The sequence below is a fragment of the Enterococcus sp. DIV1314a genome (genome assembly GCF_051713805.1).
In the GTDB taxonomy this organism is placed as follows: domain Bacteria; phylum Bacillota; class Bacilli; order Lactobacillales; family Enterococcaceae; genus Enterococcus_I; species Enterococcus_I aquimarinus.
Map to the genome: position 1 here is coordinate 1199605 of NZ_JBIOQP010000001.1, position 24397 is coordinate 1224001.

22 protein-coding genes are annotated in these 24397 nt (G+C 37.5%); 11 read left to right on the plus strand and 11 right to left on the minus strand.

Features of this window, described 5'->3' with window-relative positions; all coding sequences use genetic code 11:
• Positions 1–22 precede the first annotated feature (22 nt).
• A complete protein-coding gene (locus IGI68_RS05750; RefSeq protein ID WP_438731279.1) occupies positions 23–1003 on the minus strand; it encodes a polyprenyl synthetase family protein in 981 nt (326 codons plus the stop codon).
• Positions 1004–1095: 92 nt separating this feature from the next.
• Here IGI68_RS05750 and IGI68_RS05755 point away from each other — a divergent pair, with 92 nt between their 5' ends.
• The 3 genes from IGI68_RS05755 to IGI68_RS05765 all read left to right on the plus strand — a co-directional run bounded on the left by IGI68_RS05755 (position 1096) and on the right by IGI68_RS05765 (position 4399).
• Positions 1096–2007, plus strand: a complete 912-nt coding sequence (locus IGI68_RS05755) for a prenyltransferase (RefSeq protein WP_273229840.1) — start codon at positions 1096–1098, stop codon at positions 2005–2007.
• 22 nt (positions 2008–2029) lie between these two features.
• Positions 2030–3229, plus strand: a complete 1200-nt coding sequence (locus IGI68_RS05760; protein ID WP_071875295.1) for an NAD(P)/FAD-dependent oxidoreductase — start codon at positions 2030–2032, stop codon at positions 3227–3229.
• Between the two features lie 588 nt (positions 3230–3817).
• Positions 3818–4399: a nitroreductase family protein gene (locus IGI68_RS05765; protein WP_438731284.1), complete on the plus strand. Its 582-nt coding sequence runs from the start codon at positions 3818–3820 to the stop codon at positions 4397–4399.
• A gap of 46 nt (positions 4400–4445) precedes the next feature.
• Here the strand turns inward: IGI68_RS05765 and IGI68_RS05770 are convergent, their stop codons facing one another.
• Positions 4446–5582, minus strand: a complete 1137-nt coding sequence (locus IGI68_RS05770) for a trans-sulfuration enzyme family protein (RefSeq protein WP_071875297.1) — start codon at positions 5580–5582, stop codon at positions 4446–4448.
• Between the two features lie 460 nt (positions 5583–6042).
• Between IGI68_RS05770 and IGI68_RS05775 the strand changes: the two genes are divergently transcribed.
• Together IGI68_RS05775 and IGI68_RS05780 are read left to right on the plus strand one after the other, a co-directional pair.
• Positions 6043–7377: a CoA-disulfide reductase gene (locus IGI68_RS05775; RefSeq protein WP_071875298.1), complete on the plus strand. Its 1335-nt coding sequence runs from the start codon at positions 6043–6045 to the stop codon at positions 7375–7377.
• Between the two features lie 15 nt (positions 7378–7392).
• Positions 7393–8811, plus strand: coding sequence for a cation:dicarboxylate symporter family transporter (locus tag IGI68_RS05780; protein WP_273229993.1), 1419 nt, complete (start codon positions 7393–7395; stop codon positions 8809–8811).
• An 83-nt stretch (positions 8812–8894) separates the two neighbouring features.
• Here the strand turns inward: IGI68_RS05780 and IGI68_RS05785 are convergent, their stop codons facing one another.
• Complete coding sequence (locus tag IGI68_RS05785; protein ID WP_438731289.1) at positions 8895–9560, minus strand: helix-turn-helix transcriptional regulator; 666 nt, start codon at positions 9558–9560, stop codon at positions 8895–8897.
• Between the two features lie 298 nt (positions 9561–9858).
• Between IGI68_RS05785 and IGI68_RS05790 the strand changes: the two genes are divergently transcribed.
• From IGI68_RS05790 to IGI68_RS05810, 5 genes are all read left to right on the plus strand, one after another.
• On the plus strand, positions 9859–10062 hold the full coding sequence (locus IGI68_RS05790) for a heavy-metal-associated domain-containing protein (protein ID WP_071875301.1): 204 nt from the start codon (positions 9859–9861) through the stop codon (positions 10060–10062).
• A gap of 24 nt (positions 10063–10086) precedes the next feature.
• A complete protein-coding gene (locus IGI68_RS05795; RefSeq protein ID WP_438731292.1) occupies positions 10087–12546 on the plus strand; it encodes a heavy metal translocating P-type ATPase in 2460 nt (819 codons plus the stop codon).
• A 139-nt stretch (positions 12547–12685) separates the two neighbouring features.
• The gene (locus IGI68_RS05800; RefSeq protein WP_438731295.1) at positions 12686–12979 is read left to right on the plus strand and encodes a hypothetical protein; all 294 of its coding nucleotides are present in this window, start codon (positions 12686–12688) and stop codon (positions 12977–12979) included.
• Between the two features lie 577 nt (positions 12980–13556).
• A complete protein-coding gene (gene tnpA, locus IGI68_RS05805; RefSeq protein ID WP_438729833.1) occupies positions 13557–13958 on the plus strand; it encodes an IS200/IS605 family transposase in 402 nt (133 codons plus the stop codon).
• Between the two features lie 25 nt (positions 13959–13983).
• Positions 13984–15102 carry an RNA-guided endonuclease TnpB family protein gene (locus IGI68_RS05810; RefSeq protein WP_438731298.1) on the plus strand — a complete coding sequence of 373 codons (1119 nt, stop codon included), beginning with the start codon at positions 13984–13986 and terminating at the stop codon, positions 15100–15102.
• Between the two features lie 389 nt (positions 15103–15491).
• Here the strand turns inward: IGI68_RS05810 and IGI68_RS05815 are convergent, their stop codons facing one another.
• The 3 genes from IGI68_RS05815 to IGI68_RS05825 form a co-directional block, all read right to left on the minus strand.
• Positions 15492–15824, minus strand: coding sequence for an HAAS domain-containing protein (locus tag IGI68_RS05815; protein ID WP_071875433.1), 333 nt, complete (start codon positions 15822–15824; stop codon positions 15492–15494).
• A 32-nt stretch (positions 15825–15856) separates the two neighbouring features.
• Positions 15857–17437 (minus strand): ATP-binding cassette domain-containing protein, encoded by a 1581-nt coding sequence (locus tag IGI68_RS05820; RefSeq protein ID WP_438731302.1) that lies wholly within the window; start codon positions 17435–17437, stop codon positions 15857–15859.
• A gap of 90 nt (positions 17438–17527) precedes the next feature.
• Positions 17528–18649, minus strand: a complete 1122-nt coding sequence (locus tag IGI68_RS05825) for a HesA/MoeB/ThiF family protein (protein ID WP_438731305.1) — start codon at positions 18647–18649, stop codon at positions 17528–17530.
• A gap of 561 nt (positions 18650–19210) precedes the next feature.
• Between IGI68_RS05825 and IGI68_RS05830 the strand changes: the two genes are divergently transcribed.
• Positions 19211–20125, plus strand: a complete 915-nt coding sequence (locus IGI68_RS05830) for a helix-turn-helix domain-containing protein (RefSeq protein WP_071875431.1) — start codon at positions 19211–19213, stop codon at positions 20123–20125.
• Positions 20126–20317: 192 nt separating this feature from the next.
• Here the strand turns inward: IGI68_RS05830 and IGI68_RS05835 are convergent, their stop codons facing one another.
• The 5 genes from IGI68_RS05835 to IGI68_RS05855 all read right to left on the minus strand — a co-directional run bounded on the left by IGI68_RS05835 (position 20318) and on the right by IGI68_RS05855 (position 24387).
• Complete coding sequence (locus IGI68_RS05835; protein WP_438731309.1) at positions 20318–20719, minus strand: hypothetical protein; 402 nt, start codon at positions 20717–20719, stop codon at positions 20318–20320.
• 664 nt (positions 20720–21383) lie between these two features.
• Positions 21384–22160: an endonuclease/exonuclease/phosphatase family protein gene (locus tag IGI68_RS05840; protein ID WP_438731312.1), complete on the minus strand. Its 777-nt coding sequence runs from the start codon at positions 22158–22160 to the stop codon at positions 21384–21386.
• A 35-nt stretch (positions 22161–22195) separates the two neighbouring features.
• Positions 22196–22759, minus strand: a complete 564-nt coding sequence (locus IGI68_RS05845) for a class I SAM-dependent methyltransferase (protein WP_071875428.1) — start codon at positions 22757–22759, stop codon at positions 22196–22198.
• Positions 22753–23721 (minus strand): TIGR01212 family radical SAM protein, encoded by a 969-nt coding sequence (locus tag IGI68_RS05850; protein WP_273230706.1) that lies wholly within the window; start codon positions 23719–23721, stop codon positions 22753–22755. The genes IGI68_RS05845 and IGI68_RS05850 overlap by 7 nt, the downstream gene beginning before the upstream one ends.
• Positions 23722–23736: 15 nt before the next feature.
• Positions 23737–24387 (minus strand): phosphatase PAP2 family protein, encoded by a 651-nt coding sequence (locus tag IGI68_RS05855; RefSeq protein WP_071875426.1) that lies wholly within the window; start codon positions 24385–24387, stop codon positions 23737–23739.
• Positions 24388–24397: the final 10 nt, after the last annotated feature.

Here is a 24397-nt window from a genome sequence, read left to right on the forward strand (position 1 = left end):
CGGTCATCGTCTCAACTCTTTTTTAAGAGGTGCGTAACAATAAATAAGTCGTTAGTTTTTTCAACAATTTTTTTGTTTCGCCTTTTGGCAAGCGGTCAATTAATGTGAGTGCCTCATTCGTGAAATTTTTGGCGTAAGCTTTCGCTTCTTTCACTCCTTGATACGTCACGACTAAATCAGCTACAATTTTTGCTTCTTCCACTGTGATGTCTGCCCCTTTTGAAAGATAAGGCATGAAGGCTTCAGGATGTCGTTTTTTCGCCATTAACAATGGTAACGTATAAACTCCCTGAGCTAAATCTTCTAAAATCGGTTTTTTCAAGGCTTTTTTGTCAGCTGTATAATCAAGAATATCATCATAAATTTGAAAGGCCATTCCAATATTTCGGCCAATTTTCTCGGCAAGTCCAACTGTTTCTTCGGAACAATGACCAAAGTAGGCTCCTTCTAAACAAGCTAAGGCAAAGAGTTCAGCGGTTTTGCCATCGATATTGTGTAAATAATTTTCCACTGTATTGTCAGTGTGGAATCGATCAGCCATTTGATTGAGTTCGCCTAGCAACAAATGGCTCATGGCTGCCGAATTTTTAGCGAGATAAGCAGAGCCGTTCATACTCTCGATAATCAAGTCAAAGAAAATAGTGAATAACAAATCGCCAGTATAGACCGCAACATCTTTGCCATATTGGGCCTGGATCGTAATCAAGTTTCGGCGCAAAGGAGAATCGTCAATAATATCGTCGTGAACAAGACTCGCCATATGGAGAATTTCGAGTGACGCTGCAATTTTTAATAATTGCTCAGGATTTTGTTTCTCTTTATCTCCTAGCTCGGCAAATAAGAAGAAAAAAGTGGGTCGGAGAAATTTCCCCCCCGCATTGGTTAAGTCAATGAGCGCTTTTCTGATTTCAGTATTTTCAATCTGGAGTCGTTCTTCAATTAATAAGCAGACAGCTTGGAGTTTTGTTTGAATCATGGGATAATCGTTCAAGTAAGTAAGCATTGTTGTATCCTTTCTATAAATACATTCTTCATCATTCTAGCTTATCTATGCATAAAAAGGCAAATATCTGCCTATAAAACAAAGGAGTTTTTATGACAATTAAACTATTTTTTGAACTTGTAGAAATGAAAGCCAAAACGGCAAGTGTATTGCCTTTTTTAATTGGTCTTTGTTACAGTTATTATCGCTATGGTACCCTCCATTTAGGATATGTTGGGCTTTACTTTGTGGCGATGTTTATTTTTAATATGGCCGTTGATATTTTAGATAATTACAATGATTATAAACATGCGACTGAGGAGCACGATTATAAAGAAAAGACGAATATCATTGGTCGTGAACAGCTCTCGCTTCGTCTTTTATTTTGGTTGATGACCGGTATGATTGTCTTTTCGGCAGGTCTTGGTCTATGGTTAGCCACTCAAGTCGGTTGGCCATTATTTTGGATGGGCTTGTATTGTTACGCTGTGGGAATCTTTTATTCTTCTGGTCCTAAACCACTTTCTAGTCTGCCATTAGGCGAAGTTTTTTCTGGAGTGACGATGGGGATCATGATTTCGCTGATTTGCGTCTATTTAAACGCTTTTGAAGCATTTCATTGGCATTTTTTTGAAGTATTGAGTATTGTTATCATTGCCTTGCCAAATACCATGTGGATTGCCAATTTAATGTTAGCAAATAATATTTGTGATTTAGAAGAAGATCGTAAAAATAAACGCTATACATTAGTTCATTATATCGGTAAAAAAAGAGCCTTATCGTTATTTGTGACGATGAATGTGATTGCGCTCATGAGTATCGGACTTTCCGTTATCCTAAACTTAGCACCGCTGAGCGTGTTGTTAAGTTATCTGATCGTTCCCTTTATTTGGCAGCAAACAACACGTTTTTTACAAAAACAAGATAAACAAGAGACCTTTATCTGCGCGGTAAAAATCCTTGCAGTGGGCTCAACAATCCAAGTACTTACCTATTTAGTAGGTTTGTTAATACCTTTATTTTAAACAAAAGAAAGAAGTGGCAGTCATGAAGAATGTGACAATTTTAGGCGCTGGATACGCTGGATTAAGAACGTTAAGAGAATTACAAAAAAGCAAAGAGGATTTTAGTATTACGTTAGTGGACCGCAATCGTTACCATTTTGAATCAACCGATTTACATGAAGTAGCGGCAGGCACACAACCTTGGGAAAAAATCACTTATGAAATTAGCGATGTTGTCGACCCAGCCAAGACCACTTTTATTCAAGATGATGTACTTAAAATTGACCCCGAAAAGCAAGAAGTTGTTTTAAAAGATCGCGGTGTGATTACCTACGATTACTTAGTTGTTGCGCTCGGTTTCCGTTCAGAGACGTTCGGTATACCAGGGGCAACAGAATATGCGTTAGAAATGGTTGATATTGATTCCGCTAGAAAAGTTCACGACCATATTTTGACAGCGATGGATCAATATCAAGCAACGCAAGATCGTAAATATTTAAATATTACGGTATGTGGCGCAGGCTTTACAGGAATTGAATTAGTGGGTTCCTTAGTTGAAAATAAAAAAGCCTTTGCCAAACGGGCTGGAGTGAAACCAGAAGAAATCACGATTTTTTGTGTAGAAGCCGCACCTTCGATTCTACCAATGTTTAATGATGAGTTGAGAAGCTATTGTCTCAATAAATTGAAAAAATGGGATGTTGCTTTGATGACAGGTAAGGCAATCAAAGGATTAAAAGAAAATACGGTCGTCTATGCGGATGGAGAAGAAGAAAAAGAACTCCAAACGGGGACGATTATTTGGACCACCGGGGTTAGCGGAAGCGAAGTTATTGGGGCATCAGGCTTTGAAGAACGTCGAGGTCGCGTAAGTGTTCACCCTGATCTACGCGATCCTAAACACGAAAATATCTATCTCATTGGGGATGTCAGTGCGGTCATCGATCCCTTAACGAATCGTCCGTATCCAACAACCGCTCAAATTGCCTTAAAAATGGGTGCACATGCTGGACGTAATCTTTTAGCCCAACTAAAGAACCAACCAACGAAAGCTTTTTCGTTCCAATCGTTAGGTTCCGTGGCATCGATTGGGAATGCACATGCATTTGGACTTGTCGGAAAAGTCAATGTTAAAGGCTATCCTGCTTCATTTGTGAAGAAAATGATCATGAATAAATCACTCTTAGAAACGGGTGGCGTGAAAGAAGTAATGGCGAAAGGCCGCTTTGATTTGTATCGATAAATTCAATAGTTGAATAAGAAGGCTGAATCATCGTCTATGTTCGCTTGTTTTATTTTGAAATAACAGAGGGTGTTCAATGGCCCTGCGATGGTGAGCATAGAATGCAATCGTTTGATTTAAAGGAGTTGTGGCAAAAGTCACAGCTCCTTTTTTGGTAAGATTTCTGTCATTGTTGGCAATCATTCATTTTGCCTAAATCATAATGTAAAAAAATATTAAAATAGATGGTGTATAGAATGGTCATGGCTGAATTGGCTTTGTATATAAACGTAGGAATGATAATAGTGAAAGGTCTGATAGTGGTATTTATGTTCAAATATCTTTTAAAGATTATACGCATATTAGAAGAAATTAGAGATAAAAATAATTAAGTTGGTTGTATAACTTTTTGTGTTGATACTTGATATTCGTATCATTCTTCAACACTTTTTTCAACGATCCTATTTTTTTTAGTCTCTCTTCGAACAATGACCGTCGCCTTTAGATTGCGGATCGTCATGAAACAAGCAAAAAAATTGCTCGTGTTCTTTTGACAAGTTAAACTAAGATGAATCAAAAATAGATAACAATCAAAGGAGCGGAAGTTTTATGCAACGTACGATCACAGAAGCAATCATTAACAGACGAACCTCCAAAAAAAGTTTAGACCAACCGGTATCATTAGAATTAATTTATCAATTATTAGAAAAAGCGAGTTACGCTCCTTTTCATAAACGAGAACCATGGCAAGCTAAAATTGTGACGACACCCGCAGAAAAAGACTGGCTTTATGAAAAAGTGATTGCGACATATGAACGAAAAGGGCTCATTCATGATGAGGAAAGTCAGAAAAAGTTTACGACTAAAATGACGCGGTTGTTAAAAGAAGCGCCGGCGACGATTTTGTTTGCTCGTGAGCTAATTCCTGAAAATCCTCGCCTTGATTCGGATGCGATCCAAGCAACGGCTGCCTTAATTCAAAACTTCTCTTTACTGGCGTATGAAGAAGGTCTCGTTGGTTTTTGGGCATCGAGTCCGTTTGTTATGGACCAAGAATTATCAGAAGAACTAGGCTTTCCTGCAAACTATCAACTGATTGCGAATTATCGTTTAGGTTACGCAGATCCTACGTTATCAACACCAAAAGCCAAACGGTCACCCGTCAAGCAATGGGCATCCTCCTTATTATAAAAAAATGCCGTGTATTCAGATTCAACTGAATGCATGGCATTTTTGGTTAGGACTGAAGGGCTTGTTCAAAATCAGCAATTAAATCCTCGATGTCTTCAATTCCACACGACAACCGCACGAGTGTGGGGGTAACACCCATTTTTAAGCGTTCTTCTTCCGGCATGGAGGCATGCGACATGCACCATGGCAGTGAAAGGATGGATTCGACCCCACCTAGACTAACAGCGACAATCGGTAATTGACAGTTTTCAAACAGTTGATGAACGTGTTCTTCTGACGCCAGTTCAAATGACAACACAGCCCCGCCATTTTTTGCTTGTTTTTGATGCGTTTCATAACCGCGATGTGTAGCTAATCCTGGGTAATAAACCTGTTTAATTTGCGGTTTTTGCTGTAAATATTCAGCCATCGCTTGAGCGTTTACAATGGATTTTTCCATTCGTAAGCCCATTGTTTTGACGCCGCGAAGAAGTAACCAGCCCTCTTCCACAGCGAGAATACCGCCGAGCGCTTTTTGGTGGATTTTCAGTTGCTGATACAATGCTTCATCGTTCGTTGCGATTAGACCGGCAATCACATCACTGTGGCCGTTAATAAATTTTGTCCCAGAATGAATCACAATATCAATTCCAAGTGGCAAGGTTTCTTGGCCAAGAGGTGTCATAAACGTGTTATCACAAGCAACGAGTAGCTGATGTGTTTTCGCAATTTTGGTGACGGCTTCTAAATCGGTTATCGTTAATAAAGGATTGGAAGGTGTTTCTAAATAAAACATTTTTGTATTTGGTTGAATCGCTGCTTCCCATGCGGAAACATTTGATTCATCGACAAAGGTACACTCAATCCCAAAACGAATTAAAAATTCATGGACGGTTTGGTAAGTGCCACCGTAAATGTTTTTGCCTAATACGAGGTGATCGCCACTCGATAACAAAAATAAAACGGCATTTATAGCAGCGACTCCTGAAGAAAAGGCCAGCCCATATGACGCATCTTCTAATGATTTAATGCATTCTTCAACTGCGGTAATGGTCGGATTACCAAAGCGCGTATATTGATAGCCCTCATGCTTAAAGACGTCACTTTGATGAAAGGTTGATGCTTGAAATTTTGGAATAGAAGAAGCGCCTGTTTCGCGACAGATTACCGGATAAGCATGTAATAATTTTGTATTGATGTTCATATTTTACCCTCCAACCGATTCATAATAAATATAAATGAAAAAAATAATAACTAGGTTAATGAAGAAGGTAACATAGACCAAAAGTATTTGTCAATCAAAAATGATAAAAAATTATCAAAGAAATGTATAACATAAGAAATATTTATGATATAATTGAAAGCGATCACAAATCAATGAGGTTAATCACTTTCGTTCGTTAAAAAATACCTGTTTTAACGAGATAAAATGACAAGATCATTTGGAATAACCTTTTTGAAACTAGTGAAGGAGGCGATTTTACGTATTTGATAAAAAAAAATTATCATGAGAATTGGCGAACGATTTAACAGGTAAGAGAAAAACAACGGAAAAAACAGCTGTTGGTGTAGGGACAGTTCCAAATCTGACAAGTGTTAAGTTTTCCAAAATGAAAGAAAAACAGGTAGAATAAAAGAATCATAGAAGAAAAGGAGGAAACCAAATGGAAATAGTGATTATTGGGGGAATTGCGGCTGGAATGAGTGTCGCTGCAAAAGCAAAACGGACTAATAAAGCGGCAAATGTGACCGTGATTGAAAAAGAACCCTATGTTTCTTTTGGAGCATGCGGGTTACCTTATTATTTAGGTGGCCAATTTGAGGATCAAAAAGAAATGTTTGCGCGAACACCGGAACAAATGCGTGCCAGTGGAATTGAGTTATTATTAGAACATGAAGTCGTAGCGGTTGATTTTCAAACGAAAACCGTCACGATGACTGACTTAACAACCCAATCAGTGAAAACGAAACGTTACGATCGCTTGATGATTGCCACTGGAGCAACACCGATTATCCCTCCTATCCCGGGAATTGACTCAACGAATGTCTACACGATTACCAAACCAGAACCGGTAGCGCAGCTCAAAGCGCGTTTAAAAGACATTCAAGATGTCGTGGTCATTGGCGGGGGATTTATTGGCGTAGAAGTGGCAGATCAATTAGCTTTACAAGGAAAAACCATTCATTTAATTGAGGCGGAAAATGCGCTGATGAATGGACCGTTTGATCCGGAGTTTTCTGAAAAAATCAAAATGGCTGTTGAGAAAGAAGCCATTACCGTTCACTTATCCGAAAAAGCGGAAGAATTTGTGACACAAGATGGTCGCGTGACTGCCGTGAAAACCGATAAAGGGGAGTACCCGGCGGATGTTGTGATTGTCGCAGTTGGTTTTAGACCAAACACGCAATTTCTAAAAGAAGAATTAGACAGGTTACCAAATGGCGCAATCGTCATTGATGCTTATGGCCGGACGTCACAAGAAGCGGTATTTGCTGCGGGAGATTGTGCGACGGTTCCTCATCGACTTGCCGGAAATGTCTATTTACCATTAGCGACGGTTGCGAACAAAATGGGGCGTATCATCGGTACGAATATTGCGGTGGAAGCAGATGAAATGCTCGCTTTTCCAGGAGTTTTAGGATCGAGTGCGATTAAAGCCGGGCAATACGAAGCAGCAAGTACGGGCTTGACTGAAAAGCAAGCAAAACAGCTTAATCTGAATGTACGAACAACTTGTATTGAAACATCCAATCATTCAAATTATTATACAGTCCAAGAGAAAATCATGATTAAACTTGTTTACGATGCGGAGACGTTTGTCTTGTATGGTGCCCAATTGTTCGGTAAAAACGAAACGGTCTTACGAGCAACCGGCTTAACGAGTGCGATTCATGCTGGAATCACGACAAAAGAATTAGGATTTATTGATTTTTCTTATGCACCACCGTTCGCTTCGACATGGGAAGCGATTAATGTCGCGGCTAATACTGCAAAATAAAGGAGAGAAATGATTATGATTGAATCACCATTTTTTACCCAGTTTTTAAAAATCAGTAATGCCTATACACTGATTGCTATTATTTTATTAGTTCTTTCGATTGGTATTTTAAAAGTGTTAAAAGATAAACGGACGAGCTTTTCAAAACGAATGATTATTGCCTTAGTCATTGGTTTAGTTTTAGGGATTGCGATTGATTTAGTAGGGAAATCCAGCCCAATCTTCCTTGATTACGGAAGAACAGAAATTTCAGTCTGGTATAGTTTAGTTGGAACAGGTTTCTTGAAATTAGTTCAATTATTGGCGATTCCTGTGGTGTTCTTATCGATTATTCAAGTAGTTGTCAATGTTGAAGGTGACCGCATTAAAAGTTTAACGGGTAGAACCTTTGCAACATTATTAGGAACGACCGCAATCTCAGCAATTGTTGGGATTTTAGTCGTAAAACTGTTTAATTTACAAGGAGCTAGTTTTGCGGGTGATTTAACAGATGCTAAAGCGGAATCGATTGGTACCATTGCCGCACAAAGTTTTCCGGAATTTTTCTTAAAATTAATTCCTAATAATATTTTCCAAGTCATGAGTGATAATGGCAGTATTGTTTCTGTTGTGATTATCGCAGCGATGTTTGCGAGTGCGATTCGTTTCTTACAAGTCAAAAAACCAAAAGAAGTTGCCCCTTTTATGGTCCTACTCGATTCATTAAAAGTGACAGTGAACTCAGTCTTAACAAACGTTATCAAATTAATGCCATACGGAATTGTTGCCTTAGTTTCAAATACCATTATTTCAAATGGTGTTGAAGCGATTATCGGAATGTTAGGCTTTATTGCCGCGCTCTACACGGGTGTCTTCATCATGCTACTTGTTTATGTGGTGATTTTACTAGCAGTTGGCGCAAATCCAATTACGTTCTACAAAAAAACCTTTACGACTTTAGTCTTTGCCTTCTCTTCTCGTTCAAGTGTGGGAACATTGCCTTACACCTTGAAAACATTACAAGAAGATCTTGGTGTATCAGGTGAAACATCGAATTTTGTTGGGACACTTGGAACATCGATTGGAATGAATGGCTGTGCCGGTGTCTTCCCAGCAATGCTTGGGACTTTAATTGCGGGTGCGGTGGGAACGGAATTGAATCTCTCGTTCTTCGTCCTAGTTGTCGTTGTCGTCACAGTTGGTTCAATCGGAATTGCTGGCGTTCCTGGAACAGCGACCGTTGCAGCAACTGTTACCTTGAATGGTTTAGGCTATGGCCATACGATTTCAAGTATTGGTGCGGTTTTCGGAATTGATCCGATCATCGATATGGGTCGTACGATGTTAAACGTGGCAGGTGCGATGGTGTCTGCGATCGTCGTTGATAAATGGGATGGTACATTTAATCGTGAAATTTACGATGCACCGATGAAAGCAAGTAGTGATGAAGAATAATCATTTTTAATAAATAAAAACCCGATCGGCCAATAAAAAGAGGAAACTCTTTCATTGGTCAATCGGGTTTTTTCTTGTAAAACTTAGCTGTTTTCTACCATTTTAATGTAACGATAGACGCTTGGTTCAGAGATGTGTAAAATTTCTGAAACGCGCGCGACAGCTCCTTTTATTTGGAAAACACCGCGTTCATTTAAATTACGCACAATTTCTACTTTTAGTTCCTTACTCAATAATACTTTTTGGTCGAGTAAGTCTGGCGAAACAATGGAGTAGACAATTCCTTCAATCGATTCGTCTAAGATTTCGACGAGATCGGTTGATTGAGGCTCATCAGATGGTAACAATGTCGTTGAAGGAAAAGGTGCCAGATTCGCTAAGGCGAGAATATCACGCGAAAGTTCTTCGTAGCGACTCGTATCTTGATTAATACAAAGCATGCCTTCTAACTCGCCATTCTTTCCTTTGATAAAGAAGGTGGAACCTTTCAGTTGTTTACCGTTGATTGTTTGCGACTTGTAATTTAAGACGTAATCTTGCACTTTATGTTTTTTAGATTGGATTAACTCAAGTGCAAAACCGGTAATCGGCGAATGAATTGTCCGCCCACTGACATGACTATTCTCAATCGTAGCAATGTGGAAATTTCCAGAATCTAACACATGTAACACAATTTCATATTGATGACCAAGTGTTTTCCCTAAAAAGTGTGACAGGGAAGTATAAAGTTGCAATTTTTCGTTATCCATACGTTTCTCCTAATAATTTTTTATCATAGTAAAAGAATACCATAACCTGAATTTTTATTCATGTGTCGATTTCCTTTTTTAGTGATTCTTAATGAAATATGCTCGATTCTTTTTATTGCCTCAAAAATATTCGAGGGTCCCTAACGATTGAACTGATTCCCGTCTCTTAAAAAAGATGCTGTCGATGCGCGCAAGATTCTTTTCGTGATTAAGGGATTTGATTTTGACATTTTTAGATAATGGGTATATAGTAAAGATGTGATTACAATTGTAAACAAAAGAAAGCGAGTGTTGAAAGATGGAGAAAAGATATACGATTAAAAAAATGAAATGTGCAGGATGTGCCAATAAGATTACGGCTACGTTAGAGCAACTAGCAGGTGTTAAAAAGATTGACATAAAGCTTGCGGAACAAACCGTTAACGTATCTTTTGATGACCAAAAAATAAAGGCACAACAAATCGAAGAGGCGCTCAGTCATGCGGGCTATCCTGTAGACTAAAAAATTAGTAGGGAGGAAAATGACGTGAAAAAAGAAACATTTCCGATTGAAGGGATGTCTTGCGCTTCATGTGCGCAAACCGTCGAAAAATCGGTTCAAAACCTCGCCGGGGTCCAAGAGGCCTCAGTCAACTTTGCAACGGAAAAATTAACGGTAACTTATAATGAACAAGAATTAACTGCTCAAACTATTAGCGAAGCGGTTCATCAAGCAGGGTACGAAGTCGTTCAACCGACGCAAGAAATGACTTTTGCGATTGAAGGAATGACGTGTTCATCTTGTGCCCAAACGGTTGAAAAAACAGCCAAGCATTTAGCAGGTGTGAAGGATGCGGCAGTCAATTTGGCGACAGAAAAATTAGTCGTTCAATTCAATCCAGGAGCGGTGCAAGCACGTGAGATTATTGAAGCCGTGAAGGAAGCGGGTTATAGTGCTAAGATTTTCACTTCAAGCAAAGAAAATACGACAGAAGAAGCAGATAAAAAAGCCAAACATCTAAAAGATATTTGGACTCGCTTTATCGGTTCAGCTATTTTTACGGTACCATTGCTTTACTTAGCGATGGGTGACATGGTTGGGTTACCAACACCAAGCTTTTTAAATCCAATGGAAAATAGCGTAACGTTTGCGACATTGCAATTATTGCTAACGATTCCAGTGATGTATTTTGGTCGTAGCTTTTTCATCGTAGGATTCCGTACCTTATTTAAAGGTCATCCGAATATGGATTCACTTGTCGCTTTAGGAACGAGTGCCGCTTTCTTATATAGTGTTTATAGTACGATTTTAGTGTATCAAGGCGATGCTCATGCGGCGATGAACTTATATTATGAATCCGCAGCTGTTATTTTAACGTTGATTACATTAGGGAAATACTTTGAATCGGTCTCAAAAGGAAAAACGTCGGAAGCGATTAAGAAATTAATGGGTCTGGCACCCAAAACAGCCAACGTGATGCGTGATGGTGTGGAAGTTGAAATTGCGATTGAAGACGTCCAAACAGGCGATATTTTAGTCGTTCGTCCCGGTGAAAAAATTCCAGTCGATGGCACGGTTGTTGAAGGAAGTTCCGCAATTGATGAGTCGATGTTAACCGGTGAAAGTTTACCAGTTGAAAAGAAAATCGGTGATAGCGTAGTGGGGGCAAGTATCAACAAGACGGGTTCATTTAAGTTTGAAGCAACAAAAGTCGGCGAAGACACGACACTATCCCAAATTATTCATTTAGTTGAAGAAGCTCAAGGATCGAAAGCGCCCATTGCACAATTAGCGGATAAAGTTTCAGGGGTCTTTGTCCCAATCGTCATTGTACTAGCGATTTTGGCGGGTCTTGCTTGGTTCTTATTTGGACAAGAGTCTTGGGTCTTTGCTTTAACGATTACGATTTCCGTGTTAGTGATTGCTTGTCCGTGTGCGCTGGGATTAGCAACACCAACAGCCATTATGGTTGGAACGGGTAAAGGCGCGGAAAATGGCGTCTTAATCAAGAGTGGCGACGCATTAGAAACAACGCACAAAATCGAAACGATTGTATTTGACAAAACAGGAACCATCACAGAAGGGAAACCGGTTGTAACAGATCTGTTGACGTATCAAGGAATGACAGAAGAAGGATTGTTAACGTTAGCGGCAGCAGCTGAAGTGGGTTCAGAACATCCACTGGCGCAAGCAATCATTGAAAGAGCGAAAGAAAACGGCCTTGTTTTACCTGAAAGTAATAATTTTAATGCGATTCCTGGTCATGGAATTCAAGTTTTTGTTGAGGGACAAAAAGTCTTATTTGGGAATCAAAAATTAATGGCTGAAAACAATATTCCCTTAACGAATGAAGTAGCCGATGCACAGAAATTGGCGATGGATGGCAAAACACCGATGTACTTAGCTTTAGAAAATCAATTAGTCGGGATTGTCGCAGTGGCCGATACCGTTAAAGCGAGTAGTCAAGCAGCGATTGCTCGTCTACACAAGATGGGCTTAGAAGTGGCGATGATTACAGGGGATAATCATCAAACAGCCCAAGCGATTGCCAAACAAGTGGGTATCGATCGTGTGTTTAGTGAAGTCTTACCAGAAGATAAAGCCAAAGAAGTCAAAAAAATCCAATCTGAAGGCAAGAAAGTCGCAATGGTGGGTGATGGGATTAACGATGCACCTGCATTAGCCCAAGCGGATGTCGGAATTGCGATTGGAACAGGAACGGATGTTGCGATTGAATCAGCCGATATTGTCTTAATGCGTGGTGATTTAAATGATGTACCAACAGCGATTGAATTGAGCCGAGCAACAATCAAAAACATCCGTGAAAATTTATTCTGGGCCTTTGCCTATAACGTTTTAGGGATCCCAGTTGCAATGGGAATCCTCTATGCCTTTGGTGGCCCATTATTAAATCCAATGTTAGCCGGTGCTGCGATGAGCTTTAGTTCGATTTCGGTGGTCTTGAATGCCTTACGATTAAAACGATTCAAACCCAAATTACCCTAATTGAAAGAAAAAGCACCGTTCGCTTCAGGAACGGTGCTTTTTTGACTAAGATTAAGAATGTAATAATAAAAGAACAATTGAAATTAGATCTTTGTCCTATCGTGTATAATCATTCTAAAAGGACAGGGATAATGAGATGATGATACTAGTAAGTTTTTTGAGCCTGACGATTGCATGGCTATTGCCAATTGTTGCAATGTTTTTCCAGAAAAAGTTTTTTTACTATTCTTTTTTTAGTATGCTAGCTTGTGCTTTAGGTATCTGGCTAGAGTACGGCTATATTGGGAGACTGGTTCAAAAAGAAGACTGGTCGGCGATGATGGATATTATCCCAACGATGTATACATTATTGGGACTTGCTCTTTTAGGAACAGTCGTATTAAATTCGATTCTTTGGTGGCGTGTGAAAAGCAAAGAGAGTCAAACCATCTAATAGAACTATCCTTACCAATCATAGGTGAGGATGGTTCTGTTTTTATAGAATTTGCGGGCGAGAAAACCCACTGTTTTAATGGTGGGATGATAGCCCGTAGACGTACTGTAAGAATGTAGGGAAACTTGCATTTAGAGGCAATACAAATGCTCGTATTGTCCAATGAAGAAACTGAATTGCTGGGAACTCGTAAAGCTAACGAAACGACAACGTAGGGATATCAAACCCAAGCGTGAACGTGGTGAAAACAGAAAAAATTCGTTAGATGGCATAAGCTTAAATCCTAAGTGTTCACATAATCGAAAATCAGCAGCCAAGCCTAGAAATAGGAAGGCTCAACGACTATTCCTCTTGAGGGAAGTCCACACAAGCATGTGGAAGTGGTTTCGCCTTAACAAGTAAAGTTGAAGGATAAGATATAGTCTGTGCCTGCATGGAAGTGTAAGAAGTTCATCAGAGAACTGCATGGGAAGTCGCGAACCTGTGTGAACAAACTCCACACGATAAAGTCAAAAAAATGTTACTATTTGTGTATAATAATTTTTAATTAATACACTTTTTGATGTATAATAAACTCATGGATAACGAATATAGACATTCTAAGACAACTGTATCGTTACTCAACTATCATTTTGTTTTTTGTCCTAGATATCGTCGGAAACTATTTGTCAATTCCGAAGTAGACGCTAGTTTTAAATCGCTTGTTCATTCAATCTGTAAAGAAAATGAATGGGAAATCATGGCTATAGAGACAGATAAAGATCATTGTCATCTTTTTGTAAATGTTCAACCTACCTATTCACCAGCGGATATCATGAAGGTGATTAAGGGAAGAACATCTAGAGAATTAAGACAATCATTTGAACATTTAAGTAAAATGCCAAGTGTTTGGACACGATCTTACTTTGTTTCAACAGCAGGGAATATTTCTAGTGAAACAATTAAACGATATGTAGAAAGTCAAAGGACAAGATATTGAGTTTACGTTAAGGAGGTGTACAGAAATGAAAAAAGCCCATAAAATCAGAATCTACCCTAATTCAAGACAGGAAATTCAATTTCAAAAAACCTTTGGTTGTGTTCGGTTCTACTGGAATTTTTTACTTGACCAACGGATTACGAATGACAAGATGAAAAAAGAAAATCCTGAATATATTGAAAACAAACTGACCTATGCTGGACTGAAAAAGCAAGAAGAATTTTCTTGGTTAAAAGCAGTTGAAGCACAACCTCTAAGCCAAGTAAATATGGATTTGAATAAAGCGTACAAAAATACGTTCAACTCTAAATTCGGATTTCCTAAATTCAAGAGTAAAAAATATTCAAAGAAATCCTATCGAACTGCCGTAGGCATGAAAGTCAACGGACGATACTTCTATGTTTCTAAAGTTGGTTGGGTCAAGATGGCAGAAGAATTGCGTTTCAAAGGGAAATTAATGAACGTGACGATCAGTCAAACTAAATCAGGGAACTATTTTGCGACATTCTTAGTTGATGCTGAGAATTTCCAACAAGAACCCGTAGCAAATAACATTGGATTAGATTTGGGCTTAACTCATTTCTGTATCACATCCGCAGGAGAAAAAATCGATAATAACCGATTCTATCGCTCTCTTGAACAACGGTTAATACGCGAACAACGAAAACTTTCCAAGCGTTTGGAAGTTGCGAAAAAACACAATCGAAAATTAGATGAGTGTCGCAACTACCAAAAACAAAAAGTAAAAGTTGCGCGTATCCATGAGAAAATTGCCAACCAACGTACTGATTTTTTACATAAACTATCTTCACGACTTACTGATGAGAACCAAATCATTTGTATTGAAGATTTGAATGTAAAAGGGTTGGTTAAAAATCATAAATTAGCGAAGTCAATTTCAGATGTATCTTGGAGTGAATTCGTTCGACAATTAGACTATAAATGTGCATGGAAAGGTCGTACTTTAGTTAAAGTTGACCGATTTTTCCCAAGTTCACAACTTTGTTCTTCTTGTGGTCATAATGACGGCAAAAAAGAGCTAAATATTCGTGAATGGGTATGCTCAAATTGTGGAACAATTCATGACAGAGATATTAATGCAAGCATAAATATTAAAACCGAAGGACTTTCGGGGATCGCTTAGTCAATTTTCGTCCGTTAGGGCGTACTACCTAAGAATCCGACGACTTTAGTCGTGTGGAGTGTCAACATAGGGGAGTATTCGTTAAAATAATCCTTTTCAGCTTTTTTAATTCATTGAACAAAACTTTCCACAATAGTGTCGTTATTCTTTTGTGAGTCTATTTTTAAAATCATTTTTCCTAAAAGATGTAGCCTTTTTTCAAACGTATCCTAATGTTGCTAAAACAGCAATGCTACTCGACTCCTCAAAATGGCTCTGACGCCAAGAATTCTCTCCGATTCGCTAACCATTTGTTGAGGGTTTCAGTTCAGATGATTCATTCTTACAATCAATCTTTCATAAAGTTGTTTTCGTTGAGCTGAAAAGCAGGTGGGTTTTAATTTAATCAGTTAATGGTACATCATCTGTTGGTTATACCTTAAATATTTTTTCGCAATATTGGATAGTTGCTGCGTTATTTTATGGGCGAGGGGATAAAGTAGTATACCTAACGCACATAAGAGGAGACTTGCTATGAATGTGAACCAAGTGAAGGCTTGTAGTTTTGTCAAAATAACTATGACGAATAGAACGGGTGAGAAGGTGAAAATCAACGTAATCATCCATAAGCTAAACAACAATGCGAGTAGTATAATACTAACTGCTAGTCCGACGATTAAATTGAAAAAAATTACGCCAAACACGCCAAATAGATTGATTTTCTTCTGTTGTGTTTGATTCATTTCATTTTCTTTCCTTTCATGGCTCAAAAAATTTATAGTTGTGACAAGTTAATGATTTGCTGGTATTGTTCATTTTGTTCTTCTGAGACTTTATGCGAAACTTCAATTAAGGTTACATTAGATTTGAGTAACATTTGATTGATTTTATAGCTCGTTTCGTTATCCAAAGCAGAAGAAATTTCATCGGCTAAAATAATTTCGCGCTTAGCTAGTAAGCCGCGCGCGATTTCGATTCGTTGCAATTGACCACCAGAGAGATTTTTACCGTTTTCTCCGACTTCATAATTCAATCCTTTTTCAGCAATTAATTCAGCGAGTTGGCTTTGTTCGATAACTATTTCTAGGTCGATTTGCTGATAAGGATTGCCCATCGTAATATTGAACAAAATCGTATCATCGAAAATAAAGGGGTCTTGTTTAATCAGCGCAACGACATTTCGAATGCTTTCAGAAGTGTATATTTGGTTGTTAATTAAGTATTGTCCTTCAGCAAACGGCATAAAACCACCTAAAGCTTTTAACAACGTTGATTTTCCATAGCCAGAAGGACCTGTAATTAGTAGTTTATCGCCTTTTTGCAACTCAAAATTCAGTTGTCCAAAGAGTTTCTTTTCACCAACATTTAAGCTACCATTACTGACTTTAATCGAATGGACTTCAAGGGGGGCACTTCCGGAGACATTCGTGTTTTTTGCTTCAAGCGCCTCAATTTTTTTGAAAATAACCGTTGTCGTTTTCTTATCATTGACCGCACTAACAATGGTCATCAACGGATTGATTAAGTAATTCGTCACTTGTACAATTGCCATGAAATGACCGATTGAGAGATTTGTTTGAATGACTTGATAAATACCAAAACTAAATGCTAAACCGAAAATCGCCAAGTTGGCAACCGAACCAACCGTTTGATTACTGAGATTGACTGTATTGTTCATGCGCTTCAAACTATTTTCAAGCTGAGTCGTAATCTTCGAAAAATCTTTTTTGGCAGGATCTTGCGCATTGTAATTCACAATTGTGTCTTTTCCTTTCATGTAATCACTCAATTTACCGGTATAAAGACTATTATTAGCAGACCAAGCAGCCGAGCTACTTTCAATTTTTTTGGCAAATAATTGAGAAATAATAATCGGTACACAAGAAGCGATGACAAACATCAACATCGTCAAAGGACTAAGGAAAATACCGTAACTTAAAGCAAAGACGAACATCAACGCATTTTGAATCATTGCGACTTCACTTAGAAATCCTTTTGTTTCAATTTGCTTTAAATCATTGGTAAAAAGTGAAAGTTGTTCCTTAATCGAATGCTCATCACTAGAATTCAAACTAGCATCAAAGGTTATCGCTTTAATCGCTGTATTGCATTGATAAATTAAATTGTTTTTAGCATAAATAAATGCAATTCCTAAGATGAATAAGATGGAAAGACCAATAATCGTAATGAGAATTGTTTGAAATAACACGTCAACACTACCCATTGTCGCGCTATCAATAAATCTTCCCGTAATGTATGCAGTAAAAATACCCCCAAAACTCGTTAGAATCGATAAAACAATTGTCAGGAATAACCATTTCCCTTTGCCATATTTAAAAAGATACAACCCTTTCATTTTTAGACACTCCTTTTAATTTGATTACGTGTATAGTACCATGATTATGAGAGTACATATATCAATTTAGATTGTTTTGTGAAAAGAATCCTAGTCTATAGCTATTAAATCAAAAATCTTTTGTGGGATATTCGCTGATTTGTTACCACATGTAGGGCAGTTTTCTTGTTTATTAAAATCAATGACGCTTCGTGTGCTAAAATCATTAAAATCTAAACGAATAATTTGATTTTCATTGTTTTTTTTATAAATAATATTGTCTAACCAGTTTTTAATCATTAAGGCGCAGAGTAAATTAATTGTTACAGAAGTAGCAGAAGTAACAGGTTGAAAATTAGAGTTTTTCAAAGAGCGTACTAAATGCACGAACTGATTATTGGAAATTTGACTGAATAAACAATCCACACATCCGGTTCTTGCTGGATCTAGAATAAATGTTCTACCATTTTCTTTTTGACAAAAACCAAATACAACTGGAATCTGTAGATTGAAACAAGCTTTATTTACAATCCGTTGTGCGACGTATGCAGGCTCATCTAAGCAACAAAATACCCAATCGCTATTTGATATTTCCAGTTCAGCATCAATGACATTTTCAATTTTTCTTTTAGATTGCGTTATTTTTATATTAGAGTTTCTTGCTTTACAGTATTCAATGCCAACATCTACTTTGTATCGATTGATGTCAGATTCTTTAAAAACGACTTGTCGACTCAAGTTTGATAAATCAACTTTATCAAAATCGACAACATGAATATTTTCGACACCTAAACTGACTAGATGGGTTAGTATTGTAAAACCACCGCCGCCTAAACCTAATATAGTAACTTTCATAGAATTTAATTTTTTCTGTATTGAAAATCCATTGACATTTTTTGATGTAAAATATGCGATATTAGTTTTGTATCGACTCGCCCAATCATCCATAATAAATGGATCCATTAGAAAAGTTAAACACCCTGATTCTGCTAATTGCTTTAAGGCATCTATAACTACGGTTTCTTTAATGGGAAAATCATTGGTTATTGACAGGTAAATTTCGGCGGTTGTGCGATTACCATTACATAAACCAATCATCTGTTCCCAAATGCCCTCAGGATCGGAAATGTTCCAAGAACCGGTATCTTCAGTTCCAATTCGAAGTGTTTGTTTATCCCATTTAAAATAGAATTTATCTAAGTTCCATAATGGATACATAATTTTATAGTTCATTTATATTACTCCTTTCTTGAATAAAAAATATCCTCCTAAAAATAATTAATTAGGAGGATATTTACTAAAAAATTAAATGAAATACCATTGCCAATCGAATGGCGTTACTTCTACTGAAATCATTTCCATAATTTTCAACATCTTTCAAGTTGTTATTTAGGTAGAACAGAATTTTGTTAACAATAAGTTCTGATTTTCAAAACACCGGTATATCTTGTTTGAAAACTAGAATTATTATTCATAGATTTGACTACGAGATTCAGTGACACAGAGTATGTTTTACTCGTATAGAAATTAAGTCCAAAACCAAGGATAATCCACTAGTAAACTTATAATATACTGCATGAACTCACCTTCATCTATTTAGTATTTGAATACATACAATTTAGCTCGTTTCATTCAAAAAGGACATGACATCAATGTCATGTCCTTTTTGAATTTTATAACAATGTAGAAAAAAAGAATTCAACTTATGGTAAAATAACTTTAAAAAAAGAATCGAAGTGCTTCATTAGTACGTAAAAATAATATAGGCGTAATAGAAGGAGGGGGGAAGTAGTTATGAAGGAAAAATTGGGAATGAAAGTACGTGTTGCTAGAGAAAGTCAAAAATTGACTCGCGAGATGGTTTGTGAAGATGAATCTAATATTACAATACGACAATTAGCTAGAATAGAGACTGGAAAATCTCTCCCAACTTTAACAAAACTAAATTTTTTAGCTAATAAGCTTAAAATCTCCCTAAATAGCTTAATTGATGATTCATATATCGAGTTACCTATAGGGTACATTAGGCTAAAAAATAAGTTAATGAAACAAACGATGTATAAAGACTCGATACGAGCAGAGAAGGTTAACCTGCTGTTTGATCAAATTTACGATAATTTTTATGATCAGATTAATGAAGAAGAACAATTGACTATTGATATTCTGAGAGCGACTACAGATATTGTGGTTTTTAATAACGTTCAATTTGAATCAGGATTGCTAAAAGAATATTTTCCACAGACGTTATTAAAAAAAGAACTATGTGAGCTTGATTTTCTACTAATTTATTTATATTTCTTTTATATTTTTGGGAAAGATAAAGCTTATAAAAATAGGAATACGACGAAGCAGGCAATCAATAAGCTCGTTAAAAACTCGGATTATTCGAATGATTCAAATGCCTATCTGGCTATAAAGATACATATCATCGCATTGAATTTTTTATCGGAATTAAAAGACTATGACACGTACAAACAGTTGTTAGATATTTCCAAGACGATTTCTGAGGAGAATCAAGAATTTCAAAAGAAGCCCATCTTGCAGATGATGGAAGCAAAGTATCTCTTATTCCATGTAAGTGATACAGAAAAAGCAAAAGTCATGTATCGTGTGGCTGCGAAAACAGCGATGTTGTTAGGCGATAACATCGCGCACGATCAAATATTATTAGAAATGGAAAAAGATCTAAAATTTTATGAATCGATTTGATATTTAAGTATGTTTGTTTTATAAAAACTAGAAAAGAAGAGTCGAAATACCTTCTAAAAAGATGTTTCGATTCTTCTTTTATGGGGAGTTAATACTGGATTATTTTTAATGAATTTATTTTAGTGTTTATCGGTGTTCAGTTCACTGTAAACTCTGAAATAAATAATTTATAAATCAGCACTTTTAATTATGTTACTGGAAGAGGTGAGAAATAGTGTCAAAAAATGGAAAATGGTTATAGCTGGTATCGCCGGAATTATCGTGGGTATGCTTTTTTCGTATATATTTAGGCGTTTGGGTTGATTTGAATATTAGATAACAAGGATGACCACCTCCACCATAGATCCCACCATCCTTAGAAACACGAATAGTGGATACGAAGCCAGATTGTTTATTATAGTAATTCAATGCTGCGTGCATCCCATCGGATATCCAACTAGAAGCCGGTTGTCCAGATGCAAACATTATGTAACCATCAATTATATAGCCTGCTAATATTCCGGCAACGAATACTGCTGTAATTCCAAAACCATAAGGTACAACACTGTGGTGATTAATAGTATTGTGTATACTGAAACTGTTTAACTCATACATAGAATTTGATACCACGAGCTTTGTTACATTATTTTCTTTATCAATAACTGATCCAAACACATTAATGGGTACTGAGCTCAAGCTAATTAAAGTGAGACTACATAATAGTGTGATTTTTTTCGTTTCAAAACTCCGCTTTTTTATTTTATTGATTAGTAATTAAAAGAATGTTAATTCGAATAAGATAAATTTTTGCTAAACTGATATGTTAAATAAATATCTCGTTTTAAAAAAAGTATTGTAAGTGAATGTGTGTCCTATGTGGATATGATTTTCGTTTAATAATGATGATAATGTATACTAAATAAAAAAATCTACGTATCTAACACTTAAATTGTAAGACTGATCACAATATATAGGAGAGTGAACATAGGTGGAACGGCATATGAATACTTGGAACTTTATGTTTCATGAACTACGATAATGCTACTCGACTCCTCAAAATGACTCTGACGCCAAGAATCCTCTCCGGTTCGCTAACCATTTGTTGAGGGTTTCAGTTCAGATGATTCACTCTTACAATCAATCTTTCATAAAGTTGTTTTCTAAAGACAAAAGACAGCTTGATTTATTATTCTATTCATTTTTCAAGTGGTGAAACGAGCACGGTTATATCAAAAAACCTCCTACTCACGATGAAATCATGTGTAAGAGGTTAAATGAACTAAATAATAATCGTCGCTTCAACTGGGAAGTGATCAGACGGAAAATGATGATCAACGCTATCTGTTAGCGTGCCTACTTTTTTGACAGTTATTTCTTTTGAAACAAAGATAAAGTCAATTTCAACAAGTTCACGCCAAGGGCAATCATAGCGGAATTCATTAAAGGTACCCTTTGGACCATAAGAAAAAACACCGTCAACATAGCGGCTATCATTGAGCTGGTTTTTTAGTAATTGATAAGCACGTTCCGTCGGTTCGGCATTGAAGTCACCGACTAAAATCGTTGGGTATTCTTTAAATTTCGATAGACCGTTGTCAATAATTAATTGTGCTCCAAGTTCACGGGCTTCTTCTGAAACATGGTCTAAATGAGTATCGCCAAAGGCAAAATGGGCACCACTTTTTTGATCTTGGAATAATCCAAGAACGCATAAACGATGGCATCCTGCAGTTGGATGAATACTTGGTACATCAGGTGTTTCGGAAAGCCAAAATGTTTTTTCTTCGATGCATTCAAAACGTTCTTTTTTGTAAAAGACACCGTTGTATTCACCGGTGTTGATGCCGTCTTCACGAGCTGTTCCGATAAAAGCATAGTCGGTCAATGTCTTTAACTCCATCAATTGATGTGGTAAGGCTTCTTGGATCCCAAATAAGTCCCAATCATGGTAAGTAATTAAGTCGAGGACATGTTCTTTGCGAGCAGTCCAAGCCCAATCGCCATCTTCTACAGCATCCATGCGAATATTGTACGTTGCAACACGTAATTCTGTCATTTTCAAAAATCCCTTCAAGCTGTTTTAAGCATTCGTTATTTTTTTTCAATACAAAATAATATTGGTGGCTGATTCTTTTGATTAATGAATTGATAATTGAGTACGTTGTATCGTTCTTGTGGTAGTTGTTCACAGTAATGACGCACGGTCGATAGCTCGGCTTCGCCACCTTCATGACCATAATAAGCTACCAGTACCACTCGCCCTTTTGGTTCTAGGCGCTCGAGTAACGCATCGAGGGCTTTTTTGGTCGTATTCGGTAAAGTAATAATCGATTTATCGCTCTTAGGTAAATAACCAAGATTAAAAATAGCGGCTTTAATGGTTATTCCTTTGGGTAAATAGAGTGCTAGATTTTGGTGGCCGTCAAAAATTAATTGTACCCGTTGTTCAAAAGGCGTATCGGTTAAGCGAGCTTTAGTCGCTTCAATCGCTTGCGCTTGGATATCGAAGGCGTAAACAAGGCCAGTTTTACCGACACATTCTGCCATAAATAGTGTATCGTGACCGTTCCCCATCGTTGCATCGACGGCGATATCACCAGGTTGTAGAACTTCTGCGAGTAATTGTCGACTGAAATGTAAAGCCGTTTTTAACATCCAATCCCTCCAGTCATTCGGGCATTGTATTTCCCTTGATAGGAGTCACGCTGCAAAAGCTCTTGATCAATCCCATTTAACACTTCCCATTTCTTTAAACTCCACATCGGCCCGACGAGCGTTTCTCTAGGAGCATCACCAGTGAGTCGGTGAATGATGATTTCGGCTGGAATCATTTCAAGTTGATTACAGACAATTTCAGTATATTTTGCTTGGGAAAGGAGTTGTAATTTTCCTTCATGATAATCACGTAACATGCGAGTATTGCGCATTAAGTGAAGTAAATGAATTTTAATGCCTTGAATATCAGAGTCAACTACCGTACGTCGAACGTTTTCTTCCATCATTTCTTGTGTTTCACCAGGCAAGCCATTGATCAGGTGAGTACAGACGCGAATCTGATGCCGACGGAGTTTTTCGACGCCGTTTAGATACGTCTGATAATCATGCGCGCGATTAATCATCTTACTAGTGGACTCGTAGGTTGTTTGCAAACCAAGTTCTACCCATAAATAAAGACGCTGATTGAGCTCTGCGAGGTATTCAACCACGTCATCTGGTAAGCAGTCTGGTCGTGTTCCAATCGATAAACCGACAACTCCTGGTAGATTGACGACTTGTTCAAAACGAGCTTTAATCACGTCAATCGGTGCATGGGTATTCGTAAAATTTTGAAAATAAACGATGTAGCGATCAACATCCGGCCATTTTTTATGCATCATGTCAATTTCTTTCGTAAACTGAACAGGAATCGGATCTTCTGGCGCGACAATCATATCACCAGAACCGGATACACTACAAAAAGTACAGCCGCCGTGTGCCACCGTCCCATCGCGATTCGGGCAATCAAAACCACCATCGATGGGAACTTTAAATATTTTTGCTCCAAAAGCTTGGCGTAAAGCGTAATTCCATGAATGATAACGTTTGTTTGGATCTTCGGTAAAAGGAAAAGGATTCATCGGTCTGCTTCTTTCTTAATATTGTTTATTTTTAAAACGCCAGATAAAGCGTTGTTCTTGATAAAGAGGGAATGTTAGGAGGAGCCAACTTAAGCTTAAAGCATAGCCTCCAAGAATATCGGATGGATAATGAACACCTAAATAAATCCGGCTCATCCCAATCGAAAGAATAATCAAACCCAGTAATCCTTGTAAGAACCAACGAAGCTGTTTGTTTTCGACAAAAATGGGTAACAGCAAGATTAAACTACCATAAAACACCATACTTGCTACGGCATGTCCACTTGGAAAGCTGAAACTATGCTCCGTCACAAGGTGTTCTAAAGTCGGACGTTCACGTAAAAAGAACAGTTTCAATACGGGATTTAAGATGCCGGCCACTAAAATAACGCCACCGCTTAACCAAATGGCTTCAGTGTACTGTTTGCCGTACAGTAAGATCACTAAAACGGCTAGAAAAAGAATCACGAGTGGAATCGGATTGGCAAATTGGGTGATCCACAAAAAGAAGCCACTTAAGGTTGGACGTAGTTGATAAAGTGGTTCGGCTAAAAAAGTATCAAACGGTTGGATCCAGCTCGGATAGAATTTCATCACATAGCTTAAAAAAGCGAAAAGCAAGAGGCTACAGCTACCTGCAAATTGATAATATAGTTTATTTTTCATGGTACGCTCC

Excerpts from the sequence above, each read along its gene's own strand:
- IGI68_RS05800 (WP_438731295.1), top strand. The coding sequence starts at position 12,686 with ATGATACTAGTAAGTTTTTTGAGCCTGACGATTGCATGGCTATTGCCA.
- IGI68_RS05775 (WP_071875298.1), top strand. The coding sequence starts at position 6,043 with ATGGAAATAGTGATTATTGGGGGAATTGCGGCTGGAATGAGTGTCGCT.
- IGI68_RS05815 (WP_071875433.1), bottom strand. The coding sequence starts at position 15,824 with ATGAATCAAACACAACAGAAGAAAATCAATCTATTTGGCGTGTTTGGC.
- IGI68_RS05770 (WP_071875297.1), bottom strand. The coding sequence starts at position 5,582 with ATGAACATCAATACAAAATTATTACATGCTTATCCGGTAATCTGTCGC.
- IGI68_RS05840 (WP_438731312.1), bottom strand. The coding sequence starts at position 22,160 with ATGACAGAATTACGTGTTGCAACGTACAATATTCGCATGGATGCTGTA.
- IGI68_RS05810 (WP_438731298.1), top strand. The coding sequence starts at position 13,984 with ATGAAAAAAGCCCATAAAATCAGAATCTACCCTAATTCAAGACAGGAA.
- IGI68_RS05850 (WP_273230706.1), bottom strand. The coding sequence starts at position 23,721 with ATGAATCCTTTTCCTTTTACCGAAGATCCAAACAAACGTTATCATTCA.
- IGI68_RS05765 (WP_438731284.1), top strand. The coding sequence starts at position 3,818 with ATGCAACGTACGATCACAGAAGCAATCATTAACAGACGAACCTCCAAA.
- IGI68_RS05780 (WP_273229993.1), top strand. The coding sequence starts at position 7,393 with ATGATTGAATCACCATTTTTTACCCAGTTTTTAAAAATCAGTAATGCC.
- IGI68_RS05785 (WP_438731289.1), bottom strand. The coding sequence starts at position 9,560 with ATGGATAACGAAAAATTGCAACTTTATACTTCCCTGTCACACTTTTTA.
- IGI68_RS05845 (WP_071875428.1), bottom strand. The coding sequence starts at position 22,759 with ATGTTAAAAACGGCTTTACATTTCAGTCGACAATTACTCGCAGAAGTT.
- IGI68_RS05830 (WP_071875431.1), top strand. The coding sequence starts at position 19,211 with ATGAAGGAAAAATTGGGAATGAAAGTACGTGTTGCTAGAGAAAGTCAA.
- IGI68_RS05790 (WP_071875301.1), top strand. The coding sequence starts at position 9,859 with ATGGAGAAAAGATATACGATTAAAAAAATGAAATGTGCAGGATGTGCC.
- IGI68_RS05855 (WP_071875426.1), bottom strand. The coding sequence starts at position 24,387 with ATGAAAAATAAACTATATTATCAATTTGCAGGTAGCTGTAGCCTCTTG.
- IGI68_RS05820 (WP_438731302.1), bottom strand. The coding sequence starts at position 17,437 with ATGAAAGGGTTGTATCTTTTTAAATATGGCAAAGGGAAATGGTTATTC.
- IGI68_RS05755 (WP_273229840.1), top strand. The coding sequence starts at position 1,096 with ATGACAATTAAACTATTTTTTGAACTTGTAGAAATGAAAGCCAAAACG.
- IGI68_RS05750 (WP_438731279.1), bottom strand. The coding sequence starts at position 1,003 with ATGCTTACTTACTTGAACGATTATCCCATGATTCAAACAAAACTCCAA.
- IGI68_RS05760 (WP_071875295.1), top strand. The coding sequence starts at position 2,030 with ATGAAGAATGTGACAATTTTAGGCGCTGGATACGCTGGATTAAGAACG.
- IGI68_RS05825 (WP_438731305.1), bottom strand. The coding sequence starts at position 18,649 with ATGAACTATAAAATTATGTATCCATTATGGAACTTAGATAAATTCTAT.
- IGI68_RS05835 (WP_438731309.1), bottom strand. The coding sequence starts at position 20,719 with ATGTATGAGTTAAACAGTTTCAGTATACACAATACTATTAATCACCAC.
- tnpA (WP_438729833.1), top strand. The coding sequence starts at position 13,557 with ATGGATAACGAATATAGACATTCTAAGACAACTGTATCGTTACTCAAC.